Origin of the sequence: Kocuria oceani, assembly GCF_029524215.1 — a bacterium.
Lineage (GTDB): Bacteria > Actinomycetota > Actinomycetes > Actinomycetales > Micrococcaceae > Kocuria > Kocuria oceani.
On the sequence record NZ_JARAMH010000008.1, the window covers coordinates 128,658 to 143,965 of the forward strand.

At 75.2% G+C, this 15,308-nt stretch carries 18 protein-coding genes; 6 read left to right on the plus strand and 12 right to left on the minus strand.

All coding sequences use genetic code 11. The features are described from left to right. Nucleotides 1-52: 52 nt before the first annotated feature. The 4 genes from PU704_RS10960 to PU704_RS10975 all read right to left on the minus strand — a co-directional run bounded on the left by PU704_RS10960 (nt 53) and on the right by PU704_RS10975 (nt 2,181). Complete coding sequence (locus PU704_RS10960; RefSeq protein WP_277551380.1) at nt 53-685, minus strand: arsenate-mycothiol transferase ArsC; 633 nt, start codon at nt 683-685, stop codon at nt 53-55. Next, nucleotides 682-927: a hypothetical protein gene (locus tag PU704_RS10965; RefSeq protein ID WP_277551382.1), complete on the minus strand. Its 246-nt coding sequence runs from the start codon at nt 925-927 to the stop codon at nt 682-684. The genes PU704_RS10960 and PU704_RS10965 overlap by 4 nt, the downstream gene beginning before the upstream one ends. 246 nt (nt 928-1,173) lie before the next feature. Continuing rightward, nucleotides 1,174-1,632, minus strand: a complete 459-nt coding sequence (locus tag PU704_RS10970; RefSeq protein WP_277551383.1) for an OsmC family protein — start codon at nt 1,630-1,632, stop codon at nt 1,174-1,176. 147 nt (nt 1,633-1,779) lie between these two features. Continuing rightward, entirely contained in the window at nt 1,780-2,181 is a 402-nt protein-coding gene (locus tag PU704_RS10975; protein ID WP_277551384.1) for a hypothetical protein, read from the minus strand. A gap of 414 nt (nt 2,182-2,595) precedes the next feature. Here PU704_RS10975 and PU704_RS10980 point away from each other — a divergent pair, with 414 nt between their 5' ends. Then, a complete protein-coding gene (locus PU704_RS10980) occupies nt 2,596-3,069 on the plus strand; it encodes a GAP family protein (RefSeq protein ID WP_277551385.1) in 474 nt (157 codons plus the stop codon). Nucleotides 3,070-3,275: 206 nt separating this feature from the next. Here the strand turns inward: PU704_RS10980 and PU704_RS10985 are convergent, their stop codons facing one another. The 3 genes from PU704_RS10985 to PU704_RS10995 all read right to left on the minus strand — a co-directional run bounded on the left by PU704_RS10985 (nt 3,276) and on the right by PU704_RS10995 (nt 4,993). Next, entirely contained in the window at nt 3,276-4,166 is an 891-nt protein-coding gene (locus PU704_RS10985) for an alkyl sulfatase dimerization domain-containing protein (protein WP_277551386.1), read from the minus strand. Nucleotides 4,167-4,318: 152 nt separating this feature from the next. Next, a complete protein-coding gene (locus PU704_RS10990; protein ID WP_277551387.1) occupies nt 4,319-4,498 on the minus strand; it encodes a hypothetical protein in 180 nt (59 codons plus the stop codon). 117 nt (nt 4,499-4,615) lie between these two features. Continuing rightward, entirely contained in the window at nt 4,616-4,993 is a 378-nt protein-coding gene (locus PU704_RS10995) for a hypothetical protein (RefSeq protein ID WP_277551388.1), read from the minus strand. Between the two features lie 771 nt (nt 4,994-5,764). On the opposite strand from PU704_RS10995, the gene PU704_RS11000 reads away from it, so the two are divergent. Together PU704_RS11000 and PU704_RS11005 are read left to right on the plus strand one after the other, a co-directional pair. Further along, a complete protein-coding gene (locus PU704_RS11000) occupies nt 5,765-6,112 on the plus strand; it encodes a hypothetical protein (protein ID WP_277551389.1) in 348 nt (115 codons plus the stop codon). Between the two features lie 370 nt (nt 6,113-6,482). Further along, nucleotides 6,483-7,445, plus strand: coding sequence for an NAD(P)/FAD-dependent oxidoreductase (locus PU704_RS11005; RefSeq protein WP_277551390.1), 963 nt, complete (start codon nt 6,483-6,485; stop codon nt 7,443-7,445). Between the two features lie 30 nt (nt 7,446-7,475). Here the strand turns inward: PU704_RS11005 and PU704_RS11010 are convergent, their stop codons facing one another. Further along, entirely contained in the window at nt 7,476-7,841 is a 366-nt protein-coding gene (locus PU704_RS11010; RefSeq protein ID WP_277551391.1) for an SHOCT domain-containing protein, read from the minus strand. A 158-nt stretch (nt 7,842-7,999) separates the two neighbouring features. Between PU704_RS11010 and PU704_RS11015 the strand changes: the two genes are divergently transcribed. Then, a complete protein-coding gene (locus PU704_RS11015) occupies nt 8,000-8,410 on the plus strand; it encodes a phage holin family protein (RefSeq protein WP_277551392.1) in 411 nt (136 codons plus the stop codon). Between the two features lie 115 nt (nt 8,411-8,525). Here the strand turns inward: PU704_RS11015 and PU704_RS11020 are convergent, their stop codons facing one another. Together PU704_RS11020 and PU704_RS11025 are read right to left on the minus strand one after the other, a co-directional pair. Further along, nucleotides 8,526-9,062 carry a hypothetical protein gene (locus PU704_RS11020; protein ID WP_277551393.1) on the minus strand — a complete coding sequence of 179 codons (537 nt, stop codon included), beginning with the start codon at nt 9,060-9,062 and terminating at the stop codon, nt 8,526-8,528. A 72-nt stretch (nt 9,063-9,134) separates the two neighbouring features. After that, nucleotides 9,135-9,878: a MarR family winged helix-turn-helix transcriptional regulator gene (locus PU704_RS11025; protein WP_277551394.1), complete on the minus strand. Its 744-nt coding sequence runs from the start codon at nt 9,876-9,878 to the stop codon at nt 9,135-9,137. 73 nt (nt 9,879-9,951) lie between these two features. Between PU704_RS11025 and PU704_RS11030 the strand changes: the two genes are divergently transcribed. After that, complete coding sequence (locus tag PU704_RS11030) at nt 9,952-11,913, plus strand: ABC transporter ATP-binding protein (protein WP_277551395.1); 1,962 nt, start codon at nt 9,952-9,954, stop codon at nt 11,911-11,913. A gap of 63 nt (nt 11,914-11,976) precedes the next feature. Here the strand turns inward: PU704_RS11030 and PU704_RS11035 are convergent, their stop codons facing one another. Continuing rightward, nucleotides 11,977-13,113 carry a glycoside hydrolase family 26 protein gene (locus tag PU704_RS11035; RefSeq protein ID WP_083665097.1) on the minus strand — a complete coding sequence of 379 codons (1,137 nt, stop codon included), beginning with the start codon at nt 13,111-13,113 and terminating at the stop codon, nt 11,977-11,979. A 161-nt stretch (nt 13,114-13,274) separates the two neighbouring features. Further along, nucleotides 13,275-13,766, minus strand: a complete 492-nt coding sequence (locus tag PU704_RS11040) for a hypothetical protein (protein WP_277551396.1) — start codon at nt 13,764-13,766, stop codon at nt 13,275-13,277. Nucleotides 13,767-14,067: 301 nt separating this feature from the next. On the opposite strand from PU704_RS11040, the gene PU704_RS11045 reads away from it, so the two are divergent. Then, nucleotides 14,068-15,285: an MFS transporter gene (locus PU704_RS11045; protein ID WP_277551397.1), complete on the plus strand. Its 1,218-nt coding sequence runs from the start codon at nt 14,068-14,070 to the stop codon at nt 15,283-15,285. The last annotated feature ends 23 nt before the right edge of the window (nt 15,286-15,308 follow it).

Sequence of the window (15,308 nt, forward strand, 5' to 3'; positions counted from 1 at the left end):
CGCCCCGCCCGGGCTCCTGTCCGTTCGGCGCCGGCGGCGGCACCACGGCGGGTCAGCGGCGGATGGCCCCCCACAGCGCCCGGACCTTCTCGTCGACCTCGACCACCAGTGCCTCCAGGTCCTCCGGATTGCCGGAGACGGTGCGGTCCGCGCCCCAGTCCTGGTGCTCCGCGCCCGGGTAGACGGGCACCGCGTCGGCCGTGCCGAAGGTGATGACGTGGTCGGCCGCGCGCACCACGTCGTCGGTCAGCGGTTTCGGATAGGCCTGGCCGAGCTCGAGTCCGCGCGCGGCCAGGATCCGCAGGGCCTGCGGGTCCACGGCCGCACCCGGCGCGGTGCCGGCCGAGCGCACCACCGCGGCGTCCCCGGCGTAGTGGGCCAGCAGGGCCGCGGCGATCTGCGCCCGGCCGGTGTCATGACGGCCGACGAAGAGCACCTGCGGGGGCCCCTGGCGGCTCTGGGAGTGGGCGAGGGCGGCCAGCCGGTCCCCGGCGAAGTGCCCGGCCAGCGCCGCCAGGTGCGTGCGCACCCGGGCGGTGCGGGACAGGGCGGTGTAGGACTCGAAGACCACCCGCTCCACCACCTCCGGGGAAAGCACTCCGGCGTACCGGACCGCCAGCCGCTCCGCCGTGCGTTCCAGCACGCGGACGTCCAAGGGTTGCGCCTCGTCGGCCCGGTCGTTCACCGGTGCTCCGGACGCTCGGTGCGGCAGGGGTGCAGGACGACCTCGTCGCGCCTGAGCATCTTCCGGATCCCGGTGCCGGCGTCCCGGATCCAGACCACTCCCAGGTGCGGAGCCGCCTCGTCCACGATCCCGAGGTGGTGCACCACCGCGTCCCGGTGCACCTCGACCCGCTCACCAGGACGCAGCTGTCCCCGGTCCGCTGCGGGTCGGTCGTCCTGCGGCATGCTGGTGTTCCGGCTCATGCCAGTTCCCCCCGGCTGTGAAGCTAGTGCTGACGGTCACATCCTGCGCCGCCCGCACGGCGCGCAGATGACCATCGGGTGAACACCAGGGGTCGTTCCGGTCGTCCGCGCGTCCGGAGCGAGGGCCGGAGCCGAACTCGACCCGTGGAACGGGAGGCGCATCACAGGGTCGGCCGGCCGGAGGACGGACCGGTCGGTGACGTCGAGGTGTCGCATCGCGCGTGCGGGACCTCGCCCGGTGGTCGTCTACCGGGTGTCGTCCGCCCCGCGGACCACGCTGACGTCGTGGCTGACGGCCGCGCCGTGCTCGACCGTCCGCGAGACCGTGCAGTACTTGTCGTGGGAGAGGGCCACGAGGCGCCCGACCATGCCGGCGGCCTTGCGCCCGGCGGCGTCGTCCGGGAACGCGAGGTGGAAGGACAGGTGCAGGTCCTCCAGGCGGTTCCCGCCCTGCGCATCCACGATCTGCCGCCCCGAGGCCTCGACCCGGAACTCCGAGGGCTCCGCGCTGCGGGCGGTGGCCGTGTCCACCGCCACGGCCGAGCACCCGGCGAGGGCGGCCAGGAGCAGTTCCACGGGGGACAGCAAATCCTCGCCCTGGCCGAAGGCGACCTGCGCGCCCTCGGCGTTGCGGGCGGTGTAGCGGCCGGTGGAGGTCCGGAGCAGCTCGACGGTGCGGGGAGTGGGGTCCTGGGATGCGCTCATGGACCCATGATGCCGATCCCGGACGGAATCCTCTGGGCCTGTCGCCTCGGGCGCCGCGGCGCCGTGCCGGACGGGAGCAGGTGGGACGCGCGACTGACCAGGCGGGGCGCGACATCGTGTGTGCCGCCCGTGACGGAGCGTCGGTCCTCAGCTGGCGATACCGGTGGAGCGCTGGACGAGGTCGACGTGGAAGGACTGCTCGACCGGGTCGTGGACGACTCCGGGCAGGAGCGCGAGGTAGGCCCCGCGCAGATTGCCGATCATCTGGGCCGTGCTGAGGTCGTCGAGCAGCGGCCCGCTCATGGGAAGCGCCTCGCCCCTGTCGTCCGTGATGTCGGCCAGGTAGAGGCCGTCCTCGACGTCGTCGCAGAGCAGCAGCAGCGCCCGGGCCTGCGGGTGCCGGGTCCGGACCCGGACCGTCAGCTCCTGCAGGGCGGCCGCGGTGAGCTCGAAGCGGGCCAGCTGGAAGTTGCGCCGGGCGGTCTCGAATCGCGGGGTCGAGGTGGTCGGGCCCTGCAGGTCCGGGGGAGAGGTGGGGGCATTCCTCATGATTCCGAGGCTATCGCCAGCCTCCGACAAGGCCTCGTGGCCCACCGCGACGACGACGGTGCGGCGGCAGCGACCGCCCGCGGCCCCGGGCCGAGGTGGTCACGGGGTCGGGCGTCATCACGGCGTCACCCCGGACGGGTGATCCTCCGTGGAACCGAGGGGGTTCATGATGGGGTGGGATGCGCCCCGAGGACACCCCCGGCGGTCAGGAGGTGGCCGTGCCGGCGGCAACAGTGGCGAGCCTGCCGATCGCGGTGGGTCTGCTCGCCGCGTCCATGCCTGTCGCCGTGCTCGTGCTGATGCTCGTCACCGGCGGGCGGCGGGGCGCGGTCGCCGGGTTCCTGCTCGGATGGGTCGCCGGAATCGGGGCGGTCGCCGCTCTCACCCTCGCGGTCATCGACACGAGCCTGCCCCGTGACGACCCCGCGCCGTGGCCCGGGGTGCTGCGCATTGTGCTCGGCGCAGCCCCTGCTCCTGCCGGGCCTCAAGCAGTGGCGCAGCCGCACCCGGGCGGACGCGGAGCCGGGTCGGTGGGTGACGGCCGTCGACACCATGATTCCCGTACGCGCCCTGCTCGTGGCCTTCCTGCTGGTCGCGGTGAACCCGAAGACCGCCGTGCTGGTCGTCTCGGCGGCGGCTGCGATCGGCACCGCCACGTCCGCGGTGGTCCACCAGGTGGCCGCACTGGCGCTGTTCACGCTGGTGGCCAGTCTCGGGGTGGCGGCACCGGTGCTGCTCCGTGTGGCGCTGGGGGACCGGGCCGGCCCGCTCCTGACGGCCGCGAAGGCGTGGATGACCGCCAACGGCGCCCTGGTGGTGACCTCCGTGCTGGTGGTGCTCGGCGCCGTCCTGCTCGGCAACGGCCTCAGCGGGCTGCGCCCCGACTGACCGGGTCGCCCGGGAAGCGTCCGTGCCGGCGCACGGACCGGGACGGTCCCGGCGGTGCGCACTCCCCGGCCCGGGTCGATCCGGTGCCTGCCCCGCTCCGCCGGAGTGGCCGTGGGCCGGTCGTCAGGAAGTGACGACGGCGAACCCCGGATCAGGGGTGTCGAGGGCAGCCGGCAGCCGCCCGACGGCGCCGGCGTCTCCGTCGGTCACGACACCCTCGGCGGCGAGCCCGTCGAAGAGCTGCTCGGAGGTGAGCTGGGCCAGCACGTCGGCGCCGGCTGCGCTCGCCGGGGTGCCGCCCGCGCCGGGGTGCCGCCCGCGCCGGGGCGCAGCTCGTGCGCGCCGGAGAGATAGGCGCAGCGCCAGGTGCCGTTCTCCGCGCCGAAGCCGAGCTGTTCGTCCGTGTCGGCGAGCAGCTCCTCGGCGGGCTCGTGGTCGGGGAGGGCGAAGACCACGTGGGTGAGCACCTCCGCGGCCCACCGGAGGTCACCGGCGGCGAAGGAGGTCCGCGCCTTCTCGACGACCTCGTCCGCCCCGCCCATGAACTCCACGTAGCGGCGGGCGGCCTCGAGCGGCGGGTGCGGCCACAGATGCGCTGGGTTGCCGTCGTACCAGCCCGTGTAGCGCTGGTAGACGGCCTTCACGTTGTGGCTGACGGACCCGTAGTAGCCATGGGCGTGCCAGGCGTTCGCCAGGGCCGGGGGCAGCACCATGGTCTCGGCGACCTCCGGGCCGTTCAGGCCCTGGTTGAGCATCCGCAGCGTCTGGTCGTGCAGATAGGCGTAGACGTCGCGCTGCAGGGCGAAGAAGGAGATCGCCCGCTCCCGGCCCCAGGTCAGCCAGCGGTGAGAGGCGAAGACGACCCCGCGGTCGCCACCGAACAGTACGATCGCCTCCGTGAGGTAGCCGGCCCAGTCGTGCGCGTCGCGGACCTGTGCGCCCCGGCCGGCGCCCCACCGTCCGGGGCCATGTGGAACACCATGCGCACGCCGTCGAGGAGCTCTTCCTGGCCGGTCGTCGTGCCACGGCAGCGACGCCGTCAGCTCCTGGTGCGCCGCGCTGATCGATGCGCCGGCCGGCTTCTGCGTCGAGTCCACCGCTGCCCCCCGTTGCGCCGGTGTCCGCCGTCGCTCGGGGCGGCTCCGGCGGTTCTGCGGGTCCAGCATCGCCCGCCGGGACCGTTCTCCGCCTCACCCGGAACGGTTGAACCGCTGGTGTGGCATCCGCCGGCGCCGGTTCCGCGGCGCCGTCACGCCGTAGCGGGGCGTCCCGGCCACGGCGCGCCGGCGTGCCGGTCGAGCGCCCGGCGCCGTCCCAGTTCGTAGGCGGACACCCCCACCAGGATCAGTACGAGCAGGGGCAGGACGAACGACATCAGCACGGCGGTGAAGCCTTCCAGAGCATCGTGCTCGGGGGCCTCCAGCACCACGTACCCGGTGCAGAGCAGGTACAGGAGTCGAGACCGGCAGACCGGTGACGGCGCCAGCTTCCCGGGCCCGGGCCGGGAATCTCTCCCAGGGCCCTGGACCGCCCCGCGGCGCTGCGTTCAGCCGCGGACCCCCGGCGTGGACCAGGCGATCGTCCCCGCGACCGTGCCGGTGTGCTCGACGAGCTCGAGCTCGCGCGCCGGCAGCAGAGCGCCGGGGGCGTGACCGTCGGACTCGCAGCGCACCAGCACCACCATGCCCAGGGACGCCGGTTCGTAGGCGGCGCACAGCACGATCTCGCCGGCGCGCAGGTTCAGTCCCGGCCGGTCAGTGCGCACCCGGTAGCGCGAGAGTGGGGTGATCGGGGCGGTGGGCCGGACCTGCGGGTCCGTGCCGACGCCGATGCCGGGCAGCGCGGGCCGGGCCGTGCGGCGGTGCTCGGGGCGGGCGGCCCGCCGGGAGCCGGTGGGAACGGGGGTCGGTGCGGGGGCGCTCATGGTCCTCCGGGGGTGCTGTGCGTCACGATCTGCGGCGCACCCCGATCGTGGCATTCCCGCCTGGCCGGTGCCTCGGGCGCGGCTGGGTGTTCACCGGCACCCCGGCCGTCCGTGCTCACCGCGGCCGGTTCCGCTGCAGCCACACCGTCAACCGCACCCGCAGCTCGTCCCCATCCGGGACGTCGACGACCAGGTCGTAGAGGTGTCCGTCCCGGTCGGCCAGTCCCTCCACCATCCCCGGTCGCTGAGCCGGGACGCTGCGATCAGCGCGGCGGGAGCCTGAGCCCGCCGGTGCCATCCCGCTCACCGGGCACGCGGCCTGCGTGCTCCGGCGCTCGCCGTGCTCGCGGTGCCGGAGGGCTCCGTGGCGGCCCGGCCGCAGGGCGGGGCCGCCACGGGCGACGCGCGCCGCTGGTAGGGCGCTGCGCTGCGGCAGGCCCACGCCCCCCGACGTGACCTGCCTCGTCGGGCCGCTCCGCGTGGACTCCGTCCACGCTGCGCGAGCGGCTCGCCGACACGGCCGAGCCTACGCGGGCGTCCGACGCCGCGGCAGCCCCACTTGTGGGCACAGGCGCCCGCACCCGGTGACCTGGTGTGCGCGGCGCAGGGTCGCCGTGTGACCCGGTGAACACCAGGTGAAGGATTCCACAGCCTGCTTCCTGCTCGGGCAGCGGGCTCCTATCCTGGAAGGGACAGCGTTGTCGAGCACCCCGCCCGGCGCCGGGACCTGTTGTGTGTCCCGGTGCGTTCGACGATCTGGAGGTCCACCCCATGAGTGTTGCCGATCCGGAGTTCGTGCCCTCCGGCACCGAGCCCGTGCGGATCTCGCCGGGCATCGGCGTCGGGGTGTCGGTCGAGCCCACGCCGGCGGTCGACGTGTCCGGTCTGTCCCGGTGCCGGGTGCTCGCCGACCGGCCGGGCCTGGGCCTGCGCGCAGGGGAGCTCGTGCTGTGCGCCCCCTACGAGCCTGCCGAGCTGGGCATGGTGGTGCTGGTGCGCTGCGAGGCCGACGGGCACAGCCCCGGCGCCCTGCTCTCCGCCGGTGAGGTGGAGGTCCTCGAGCCCGCCCTCGAGCTCGTGGCCCCCCGCACGTGGCACCGCCCCGGTCACCGCGCCTGACCGGCCTGGAGATCCCAGCAGCGGCCCGGCCCCTGGCGCCCCGAGCGGCTCGGACCCGACGGCGTCCGTGACACCACACGGCGCAGAGCAGCATCCATCCCAGCGCGGGCACAGGAGCGGTTCCGGGCGCGGTGGCCCGTCCCCGGCCACCGCCTCACCGTCGGCCACGGCCCTGGCTGCCGAGAAGATCCCCGACGAGACGGCCGGCTGAGCCGGTGCCCGGGGAGCCGATCCCCGGGCACCGCCCCCCCGGCGTCGAGGCCCGCGGCTGTCCCGATACCGCACGGGCAGGCCGGCAACCCGTGCCGTGTCCGTAGGGTGGACCCGGACGGGCGACGCCGTGCCCGTCACGAGCCGGGAAAGAGGAACCATGACCCCAGAGCTGCCCCCTGCCGTCGACGTGCTGGTGGTCGGCGGCGGACCTGCCGGCCTGTCGGCGGCCACCTGGCTGGGCCGCTACCGCCGCTCCACCCTGGTCGTCGACGCCGGTCAGCAGCGCAACCTGCCCGCCGACCACGCCCACGGCCTGCTGGGCCGGGACCCGGCCACCCCGCAGCAGCTGCTGGCCGAGGCGCGGGCCGGCCTGGCGCAGTACCCCGAGGTGGTCCTCCACCACGGAGCGGTCAGTTCCGTGCGGAAGGACGAGTGCGGACGGTTCTGCGCCGTCGTGGACGGTACGGAGGTCTCCGCGCTGCGGGTCGTGCTGGCCACCGGGGTCCGTGACCGACTCCCGGAGCTCGCCGGCATCCAGGACCACTACGGCACGGACGTACACCACTGCCCGGCCTGCGACGGGCCCGCCGCGCAGGACCAGGTGGTGATCGTGCTCGGCTCCGGCGACCAGGTCCCGGCCTACGCCGCGGAGCTGCTCGACTGGGCCGGCACCGTCCGGATCGTCACCGACTCCGCCGACCCGTGCTTCGCGGAGGACCAGCGGGCGGCACTGGCCGACCACGGGGCCGAGGTGGTGGACGGGGTGGCCGAGGCGCTGGTCGGGGAGCCCGGGGCCCTGGTGGGGGTGCAGCTGGCCGGCGGCGAGCTGGTGGAGGGGGACAAGGTGTTCTTCTCCTACGCCCACCACCCGACCCACGAGCTCGCGCTCGAGCTGGGCTGCGAGCTCGACCACGAGGGCGGGGTCGTCGTCAACGGGTTCCAGCTCACCAGCGTCGAAGGGGTCTACGCCGCGGGGGACATCACCGCGGGACTGCAGCTGGTGCCGATCGCCCTGGGCAAGGGAACGGCCGCGGGCGTGGCCTGCGCGACCTCCCTTCGGGGCCATCCCACGCACGGGGCGAGCCCGGCCCCGCCGACGCGCCGGTTCCGCTCCGGGTGACCGCCCGGCCCCGGCGGCGTCCGGCGCGGCTCAGGCCGTGGGCGCCGGACGGGGGCTCAGCAGCTGCGACTTCTCGGCGGCGAACTCCTCCGGGGTGAGGACGCCGCGGTCGCGCAGGTCCGCGAGCATCGTCAGCTGCTGGGCGCTGGTGGGCGGCGCCGGCTCGGCGCGGGCCCGTTGGGTCGCGACGCGCGCCTCCTCGGTGCTGCCGGCCGAGCGCGTCGGCAGGTGGATCAGCGTGCCCAGCAGGGGCAGCAGGAGCACGAGGATCGTCCACAGCACCTTGGGCCCGCCGGAGACGTCGTCGCGCCGGAAGATGTCCGCCAGGGCCACGCCCCAGAGCACCGCCAGCGGTGTCCAGATCAGCAGCAGCCACAGGAAGTCCGAGAAGCTCATCGAACCCTCCACGTCGTCGGGCGGCCCACGGCCGCCGCGGGTCCGTTCCAAGCTCCGCGGACGGGGCCGGGCGCGCATCACCCCGTGCGGGTGACCCGGGCCCGCCCGCGCCGCCGCAGGCTGGAGGTGTCCTGACCGGAGCGACCGAGGAGTGCGCCATGATCACGTCCGTTCTCATCCGCTGGGTCGTCCTGGCCGGTGCCGTGGAGCTGGCGGCCTGGATCCTCCCCGGGGTGACCCTTACCGGCGGCGTGCTCGCGCACCTGCTGGTGGCCCTGCTGATCGGGCTGGTCAACGCGCTCGTGCCCCTGATCACCGCGCGGCTGCCGCAGCCGGGCTCGGTGCTGCTCCTGGGGCTGCTCCTGGGGCTGCTCACCCTGGCGGTGAACGCCGTGCTCGTGTGGGTGGTGGCCGCCGTGACGCCGTGGCTGGCCATCAGCGGGCTGCTCGCCGCCGCGGGCGCCGTGGTGCTGATCTCCGTGTTCGCCGCCGTCCTCTCCCTGCTCGTGGACCGGTTCATGGCGTCGCGGGACCACCGCCCCGGTCAGGGGGCCCGTGCGACGACGTGAGCGCGGGGCGGCCGCGCCGCCGAGCACGGAACGGCCGGGACTGCCCGCCGCACCGGTCGCCGCGCCGCGACCCGGCCGGTCGCGCCCGCCGGTGGCCCGCCACCGGCCCGGGCGGTCACGGCCGGGCCTGCGGGTCCAGCTCGACCACCAGGAGGGGCAGCGGCAGCCGGGCGGCGGTGAAGGACACGACCCGGGCGTGCGGAATGCCCTTCTCTCGCACGAACCGGCAGGCCACCAGGCCGTGGTCCCGGTTCTGCCCGACCATCAGGAGCCAGTGCGTGCCCGCGGCGTCGACCGCGTGGGCCTGCCGGTCGAGGTCCTTCCCCGCCGGGTCGCGCGGCGTGCTGCGCTGGGCGAAGCGGGCGGCGTAGGCGGCCATGTCCTCCTCGGTGCGCAGGATCCCGGCGGAGACCCTGCGCAGGTCCTGGTGCAGCAGCGCCGGGGCGATGTCCTCCTCGCGGACCTCGAGGATCCGGTCCTCGGTCCCGCCGTCGGCGGCGGGGCGGCCGGTGTAGGTGCGACGGCCGATGCGGCGCACCCGTTCGTCGTTCTTGTGCAGCTCCTGGTAGCCGGCGATCAGAGCCCGGATCTCCTCGTCCAGGTCTCGTCCTCCGGGCTCGTCCCGGCCTCGGGCGGAGGATGACTGCGACACGGATACCTCCTGGGACTGGGCTCGTGGGCGCTCACCGCGACGGCGGTCCTCCGGCGGTCGCAGGCGCCGCGGTCACTGGTTGTCGGCCGGGGACCCGGTCCGTGCCTGGACGTCCTCGGCCGGGACGGGTCCGCCCTCGGCCGGATCGGCGTCCAGGCGCCGGTTGTCGGCGGTGGTCGAGTCGGTCAGCGTGTCGTCGTCCACGACCTGCAGGTCTTCCTGCTGCTGCTCGGCGAAGGCCTCGCCGCGGTCCTCGGGCTGCTGGGCGGTCATCGTGACGTTCCTCTCCTCGACGGTGGTGCTCCCGATCCTAGGCGTCTCCTCCAGGTTCCGGGGCGCGCACCCGGGATCGTCCGCCGCCAGCAGACGGAGCAGCCGCTCCAGCTCGGCACGGTCCTCCGGGGCGAGCCGGGAGAAGTACTCGTCGGACTCCCGGCGCCGCGCCTCGCGGACCCGGCCGCGCAGGGCGGAGCCGCGCGGCGTCACGCAGACGAGGGTGGCGCGCCGGTCGGTGCGGTCCGCGCTCCGCTCCACCAGCCCCTTCTCCTGGAGCAGGTCCACGACCTCGGTGGCCGAGCGCGGGGCGATGCGCAGCGCCTCTGCCAGGTCCTTCACGCGCCGCCCCGCGGCCCCGCCGCCGCACGTCCCGGCGTCTCCGGAGGCGTGGGAGCCGGAGGGCCCGGCGAGCGCGTCGAGCGCCCGGAACTGGTGCGGGGTGAGGCCGAACGGAGCCAGCTGGGACGCCCACCGGCGGCGCAGCCGGCGAAAGGCGCCGAGCAGGAGCTCGTCCAGGGAGTCGGGGTCGTGGTGGGGCATGGCCCCATCCTAGCGGCCTTGCCGGTTACCTCATAGAGAGGTAACCTCCACAACATTGGCGGAGGAGGATCCCATGACCATCACCCACGGTCCCACGCGCGGGCGTGCCGCCGGTGACGGCTCCGGTCACACCGCCGCCCGCGGTCCCGCGGGCGGCGCCGGTGCGGCCGGTCCGCACGGTGCAGCGCCCTTCGGCGGCGGTGGCGCGGGCCGTGCCGCCCGGCCCGACCCCGCCGACCGGGCGCAGCTGGCCCGCCGTCCCGTGAGCCGGCGGCGCATCGCGGCCCTGTTCGCCCCGCACCGGGGCACGATCGGCGTGGTCGTGGTCCTCATCACCGCGGCCTCGGTGATCAACCTGGCCCAGCCGTTCCTGGTCCGCGGCGTCATCGACGAGGCCCTGCCCCGTGGGGACACGCGCCTGCTGCTGCTGCTGACCGGCGCGATGGTGGGGGTGGCCGCCCTGACCGCCGTGCTCGGCGTGGTCCAGACCTGGCTGGCCACCGCCATGGGCCAGCAGGTGATGCACGCCCTGCGCGTGGACCTGTTCACCCACCTCCAGGCGCAGTCGCTCGGCTTCTTCACCCGGACCCGGGGCGGGGAGGTGCAGTCGCGGCTCACGCACGACATCTCCGGCATGCAGTCGGTGGTCACCACCTCGGCCACCGGGGTGGCCTCGAACCTCACGACCACCGTGGCCACGGCCGCGGCGATGGTCGCGCTGTCCCCGGCGATGAGCCTGATCTCACTCGTGGTGCTGCCGCCGGCCGTCTGGCTGGCCCGGCGCGTGGCGCTGATCCGCCGCGAGGTGACCGACGAACGCCAGCGCGAGCTCGCCCTGCTGCACACCCAGGTCGAGGAGGGCCTGTCCGTCTCCGGGGTCCGGCTCGCCAAGACCCTCGGCACCGCCGGCCGGGACGCGGCCCGCTTCGCCGCCCGCTCCGACCGGCTCGTACGCCTGGAGCTGCGCAGCCAGCTGGCCGGCCGCTGGCGGATGGCCACCATGCAGATCGTCTTCGCGGCGATCCCGGCCGTCGTCTACCTCGCCGCCGGGTTCCCGGCCACCGGTGCGGGCATGAGCATCGGCACCCTGGTGGCGTTCACCGCCCTGCAGGGGGCGGTCTTCCGGCCCCTGATGGGGCTGCTGAACATCGGCGTGCAGTGGGTGGCCGCCCTGGCCTTCTTCAGCCGGATCTTCGAGTACCTCGATCTCGTGCCGCAGATCTCGGCCCCGGGCGCCCCCGTCCCGCTGGACCCGCGCACGGTGCGGGGAGAGGTCCGGCTCGAGGGCGTCCGCTTCGCCTACGACGACGGGGTCGAGGTGCTGCACGACGTCGACCTGGTGCTGGCCGCGGGCACCACCACCGCCGTGGTCGGGGCCACCGGTTCGGGCAAGAGCACGCTGGGCTCCCTGCTGCCGCGGCTCAACGACGTCACGCACGGGCGCGTGAGCATCGACGGCACCGACGTGCGGGACGTGGATCCGGCGGAGCTCGCGCGCGTCGTGGGGGTCGTGTCCCAGGAGACCTATCTCCTCCACGCCACGGTGCGCGAGAACCTGCTGCTGGCCGAGCCGGACGCCTCCGACGCCGACCTGTGGCGGGCCCTCGGCGCCGCGCGCATCGCCGACACCGTGGCCGGACTGCCGGACGGGCTGGACACCCTGGTGGGCGCCCGGGGCCACCGCTTCTCCGGCGGGGAGCAGCAACGCCTGGCGATCGCCCGCACCGTGCTGCGCGATCCGCCGGTGCTCGTCCTCGACGAGGCCACCAGCGCGCTGGACAACACCACCGAGGCGCAGGTGCAGGCCGCCCTGGACCGCTTGGCGGCCGGCCGGACCACCCTGACCATCGCCCATCGTCTCTCCACCGTGGAGAACGCCGACCAGGTGGTCGTGCTCGACGCCGGCCGCGTGGTCGAGCGCGGCACGCCCGCGCAGCTGCGGGCCGCGGGCGGGCCGTACGCGCGCCTCGCGGCACGGGCCGGCCGGAGCGAGGGTCTCGAGGAGCGGCCCGCATCGCCGGTCCTGCGGTCCTGACGCCGGCGGCGAGACCGTCCGCTGCGCCGGCCGCCGGGGCACCCGGCCCGGCGGATCAGCCGGTCACGGGCACGGGCGCTCGGCGAGCTGGTGCGCCAGGGCCGCGGCGGAGCTCTCCGAGGAGCTGATCCGCCAGTCGACCTCCTTGTCGTAGTGGAACCACACCAGGCCGGTCACGTCCGGCTGGTCGGCCAGGTAGTACACCAGGTGCGCGTTCCACTCCGCCTTGGATCCCCCCGCCTCCGCGGAGGCGGTCTCGGCGACGATGATCTCCTTGCCCGGGGCCAGCCGGCGCATCTCCGCCAGGCCCCAGCCGAAGAGCTCCCAGGGCTGCTGCCAGCTCGACCAGCTCTGCGAGGTGCCCCAGTTGTAGCCGTCCAGGGCGACGGTGTCGACGTAGTCGGCGCCGGGGTAGAGGCCGTCCAGCGGGGTGGAGCCCCAGTAGGGGACGTTCGGGTTCCACACCCACTCCACGTTGTCGGCGCCGGCGGCCGTGAAGATGTCGTGGACGTGGCGGTAGGCCGCCACGTAGTCGCCGGCCCCGTTGCCGTTGACGCCCTCCGCCCACGGGTACCAGTTGCCGTTCATCTCGTGGCCGAAGCGCAGCATCACGGGCCCGCCCCAGTCCGCCAGGCGCGTGGCCCAGTCGGTGATGTAGGCGTCGTGGTCGCCGGCGGCGATCCGGTCCAGGGCGTAGGCGGGCTGGTCGAGCCCCCCGCCCCAGACCCACGGCTCCCAGGTCAGCAGCGTCGTGGCCCCGGCGGAGCGGGCCTGCTCCAGCTCCCAGTAGGGCACGGGCTGCCGGAAGTCCTTGTAGCCCAGCACGATCGAGGGCTTCTCCCCGGTGAGCGAGGCGACCTCGGCCAGTTCGCCGCCGGCGGCCGGGCCGCCGGGGGTGCCCACGCCGAAACGCAGGGGGCAGGTCCGGACCTGTGGTTCGGAGGCCGGGGCGAGGGCGGCGGTCGTCATGGACGGCGCCACGGTCGTCGTGGTGGCGGCCAGGTCCGCCGAGGGCGACACGGGGGACTCCGCGGACGCCTCGGGGACGGGATCGGAGGTCGGCTCGGTGAGCCGGTCGGTCTTCTTCGACTGGCCGGCGACCGTGGTCGTCCGGTCCTTGGCCGCCTCGGCGGCCGGGGTGAGGACCAGCGAGACGACGGAGGCCACGGCGGCGGCGGACAGCAGGACACGACGGGGCATGGGGGGCTCCTGGATTCGCGGCACGCGGGGGGAGGCACGCCGGCAACGGTGTTTGCAAAAGCATATACCGGACCGGCGGCGGCCGCGTCACAAAGGACATCGAGGCGGGGGCGTCCGGTCCCGCAGCGCCGTGTGGGGACCGCTGCTCGCCGGGTGCCCGGTCACGGCGTGAGGTCCCGGCCCTCGTCCCGGGTGTGCTTGTCGACGACGGCCCAGAACAGGTCCTCGGGGACCGCCTCGAGGTCCGGGTGGATGGCGGCCAGCTCGTCGATGATGGCGGCGACGTCGTAGTGGTCGTGGACGCCCCCGCGGCGGGCGAGCCGGTTGGCCGCGATCCGGCCCTCGACGTAGGCCGCGTGGTCGCTGTCGGTGAACGCGCTCAGCCCGGCGTCGGCCCACAGCTGCTCGAACTCCGGGTGGCCCTCGGTCACCACGCGCGCGGGGGCGGCCTCCGGGTCGGCGGTGTCCGGGGTTGCGGGGCTCCACGCGAGGCCGGTGGCCTTCGAGAAGCGGGTGCCGTCGTCGACGGTGACGGTGCGCTCGGACTCGTCGACGACGGTGCGCCGCTCGGTGCGCAGCCCGGCCCCGCCGCGGATCACCACGGCGCGGGCGCCCACGCCGCCCGCGCCGCCGGGGGTGTGGTGGTCGGGCACGAGATCCTCCTCAGGACAAGTGGGACGGGACGAGTGGGACGGGGTGAGCGCGACGGGGCGGGAACGACTGGTGGCCGGGAACGGTGGCGGCGTTCCGTCCGGGGCCGGCTCGGACCCGGTGGGTGATGGGCCGACGGTAGCAGTCCCCGCCGACCGCGGGACGCCGCCCCGCAGCGGGGCCGGTGCGCGGTCCGGTGCGCGGTCGTGGCCCGGGTGGGCGATGATGGAGCGGGGCCGGCCCCACCTCGCGACCGCGGGTGCGCCCGCTCCCGCCGACCTCCCCCTGCCGAAAGTCGTGACCATGCACCGTGCCGAGCCGCCCGCCGACCGAGGCCCCCGGGGAGCCGCGCCGCGGGCCTGGCTGCTGATGGTCTGCATCGGCCTGCTGGCCCTGACCCTGCGCAGCCCCATCGTGGCCCTGGGACCGGTGCTCGGGGAGCTGCGCGAGGACCTGGGTCTCTCCGCCGCCCAGGCCGGGCTGCTCACCAGCATCCCCGTGCTCTGCTTCGCGGTGGCCTCCCCGCTGGCCTCGCTGACGATCCGCCGCGCCGGCGTGGAGTTCGCCATCACCCTCACGCTGCTGGGCGTGCTGGCCGGCACGGTGGTGCGCTCGGCCGGGGACACCGCGGCGACGATGCTGGGCACGGTGCTGATCGGCGTGGCCATCACGGTGGGCAACATCGCCGTGCCCCTGATCATCCGCCGGGACTTCCCGGTGCACCGGCAGGCGGCGGCCACCGGGATCTACACGGCGGCCCTGAACATCGGCTCGACCCTCGCGGCGCTGCTCACCGCCCCGGTCGCCGCGGCGACCGGGTGGCGGATCGGCCTGGCGTCGTCGGTCCTCGCCGTGGTCCTCGCCCTGGTCGTCTGGCTGCCGGCCGTGGGGCGGCGGCGGGCCCTAGTGCCTGAGCCGCAGCCGGCCGCGGCGCCGCGGCCGTCGGGACGCGCGAGCGGACGGTGGGCCACCGCCGGCCTCGCGGCGGGGTTCTCCGGCCAGGCGTTCGCCTTCTACGGCGTCACGGCCTGGCTGCCGACGCTGCTCGTGGAGGACGTGGGGATGTCCCCGGTCGAGGCCGGGGCGGCGTCCTCCTTCTTCCACGTCTTCGCGATCGCCGGAGCGCTCGGGGTCCCGCTGGCGGCCCGCCGCGCCGACACCGCGGCCGTGGCCGCCGCGGTGGGGGCGGCCTGGCTCTTCCTGCCGCTGGGCCTGCTGCTGGCCCCGGAGCAGTGGTGGGCCTGGACGGCCGTCGGCGGTGTGGCCCAGGGCGGCGGGATCACGGTGATCTTCGTCGCCATCATGCGCCTGGCCCACGACGGCCCCTCGGCCGGGCGCATCTCGGCGGTGGTGCAGGGCGTCGGCTACGGCTTCGGCGCCCTGGCCCCGGCGGTCCTCGGGCTCGTGCACGAGCGCACCCAGACCTGGTCCGCCTCGCTGCTGGTCGTGCTGGCGGCCACCCTCACGTACCTGGTGTGCACCACGCTGGCCGTGCGCAGCGTCGCCCGGCGACCCCGCTGAGACCACTCCGCTGCACCCGGCGC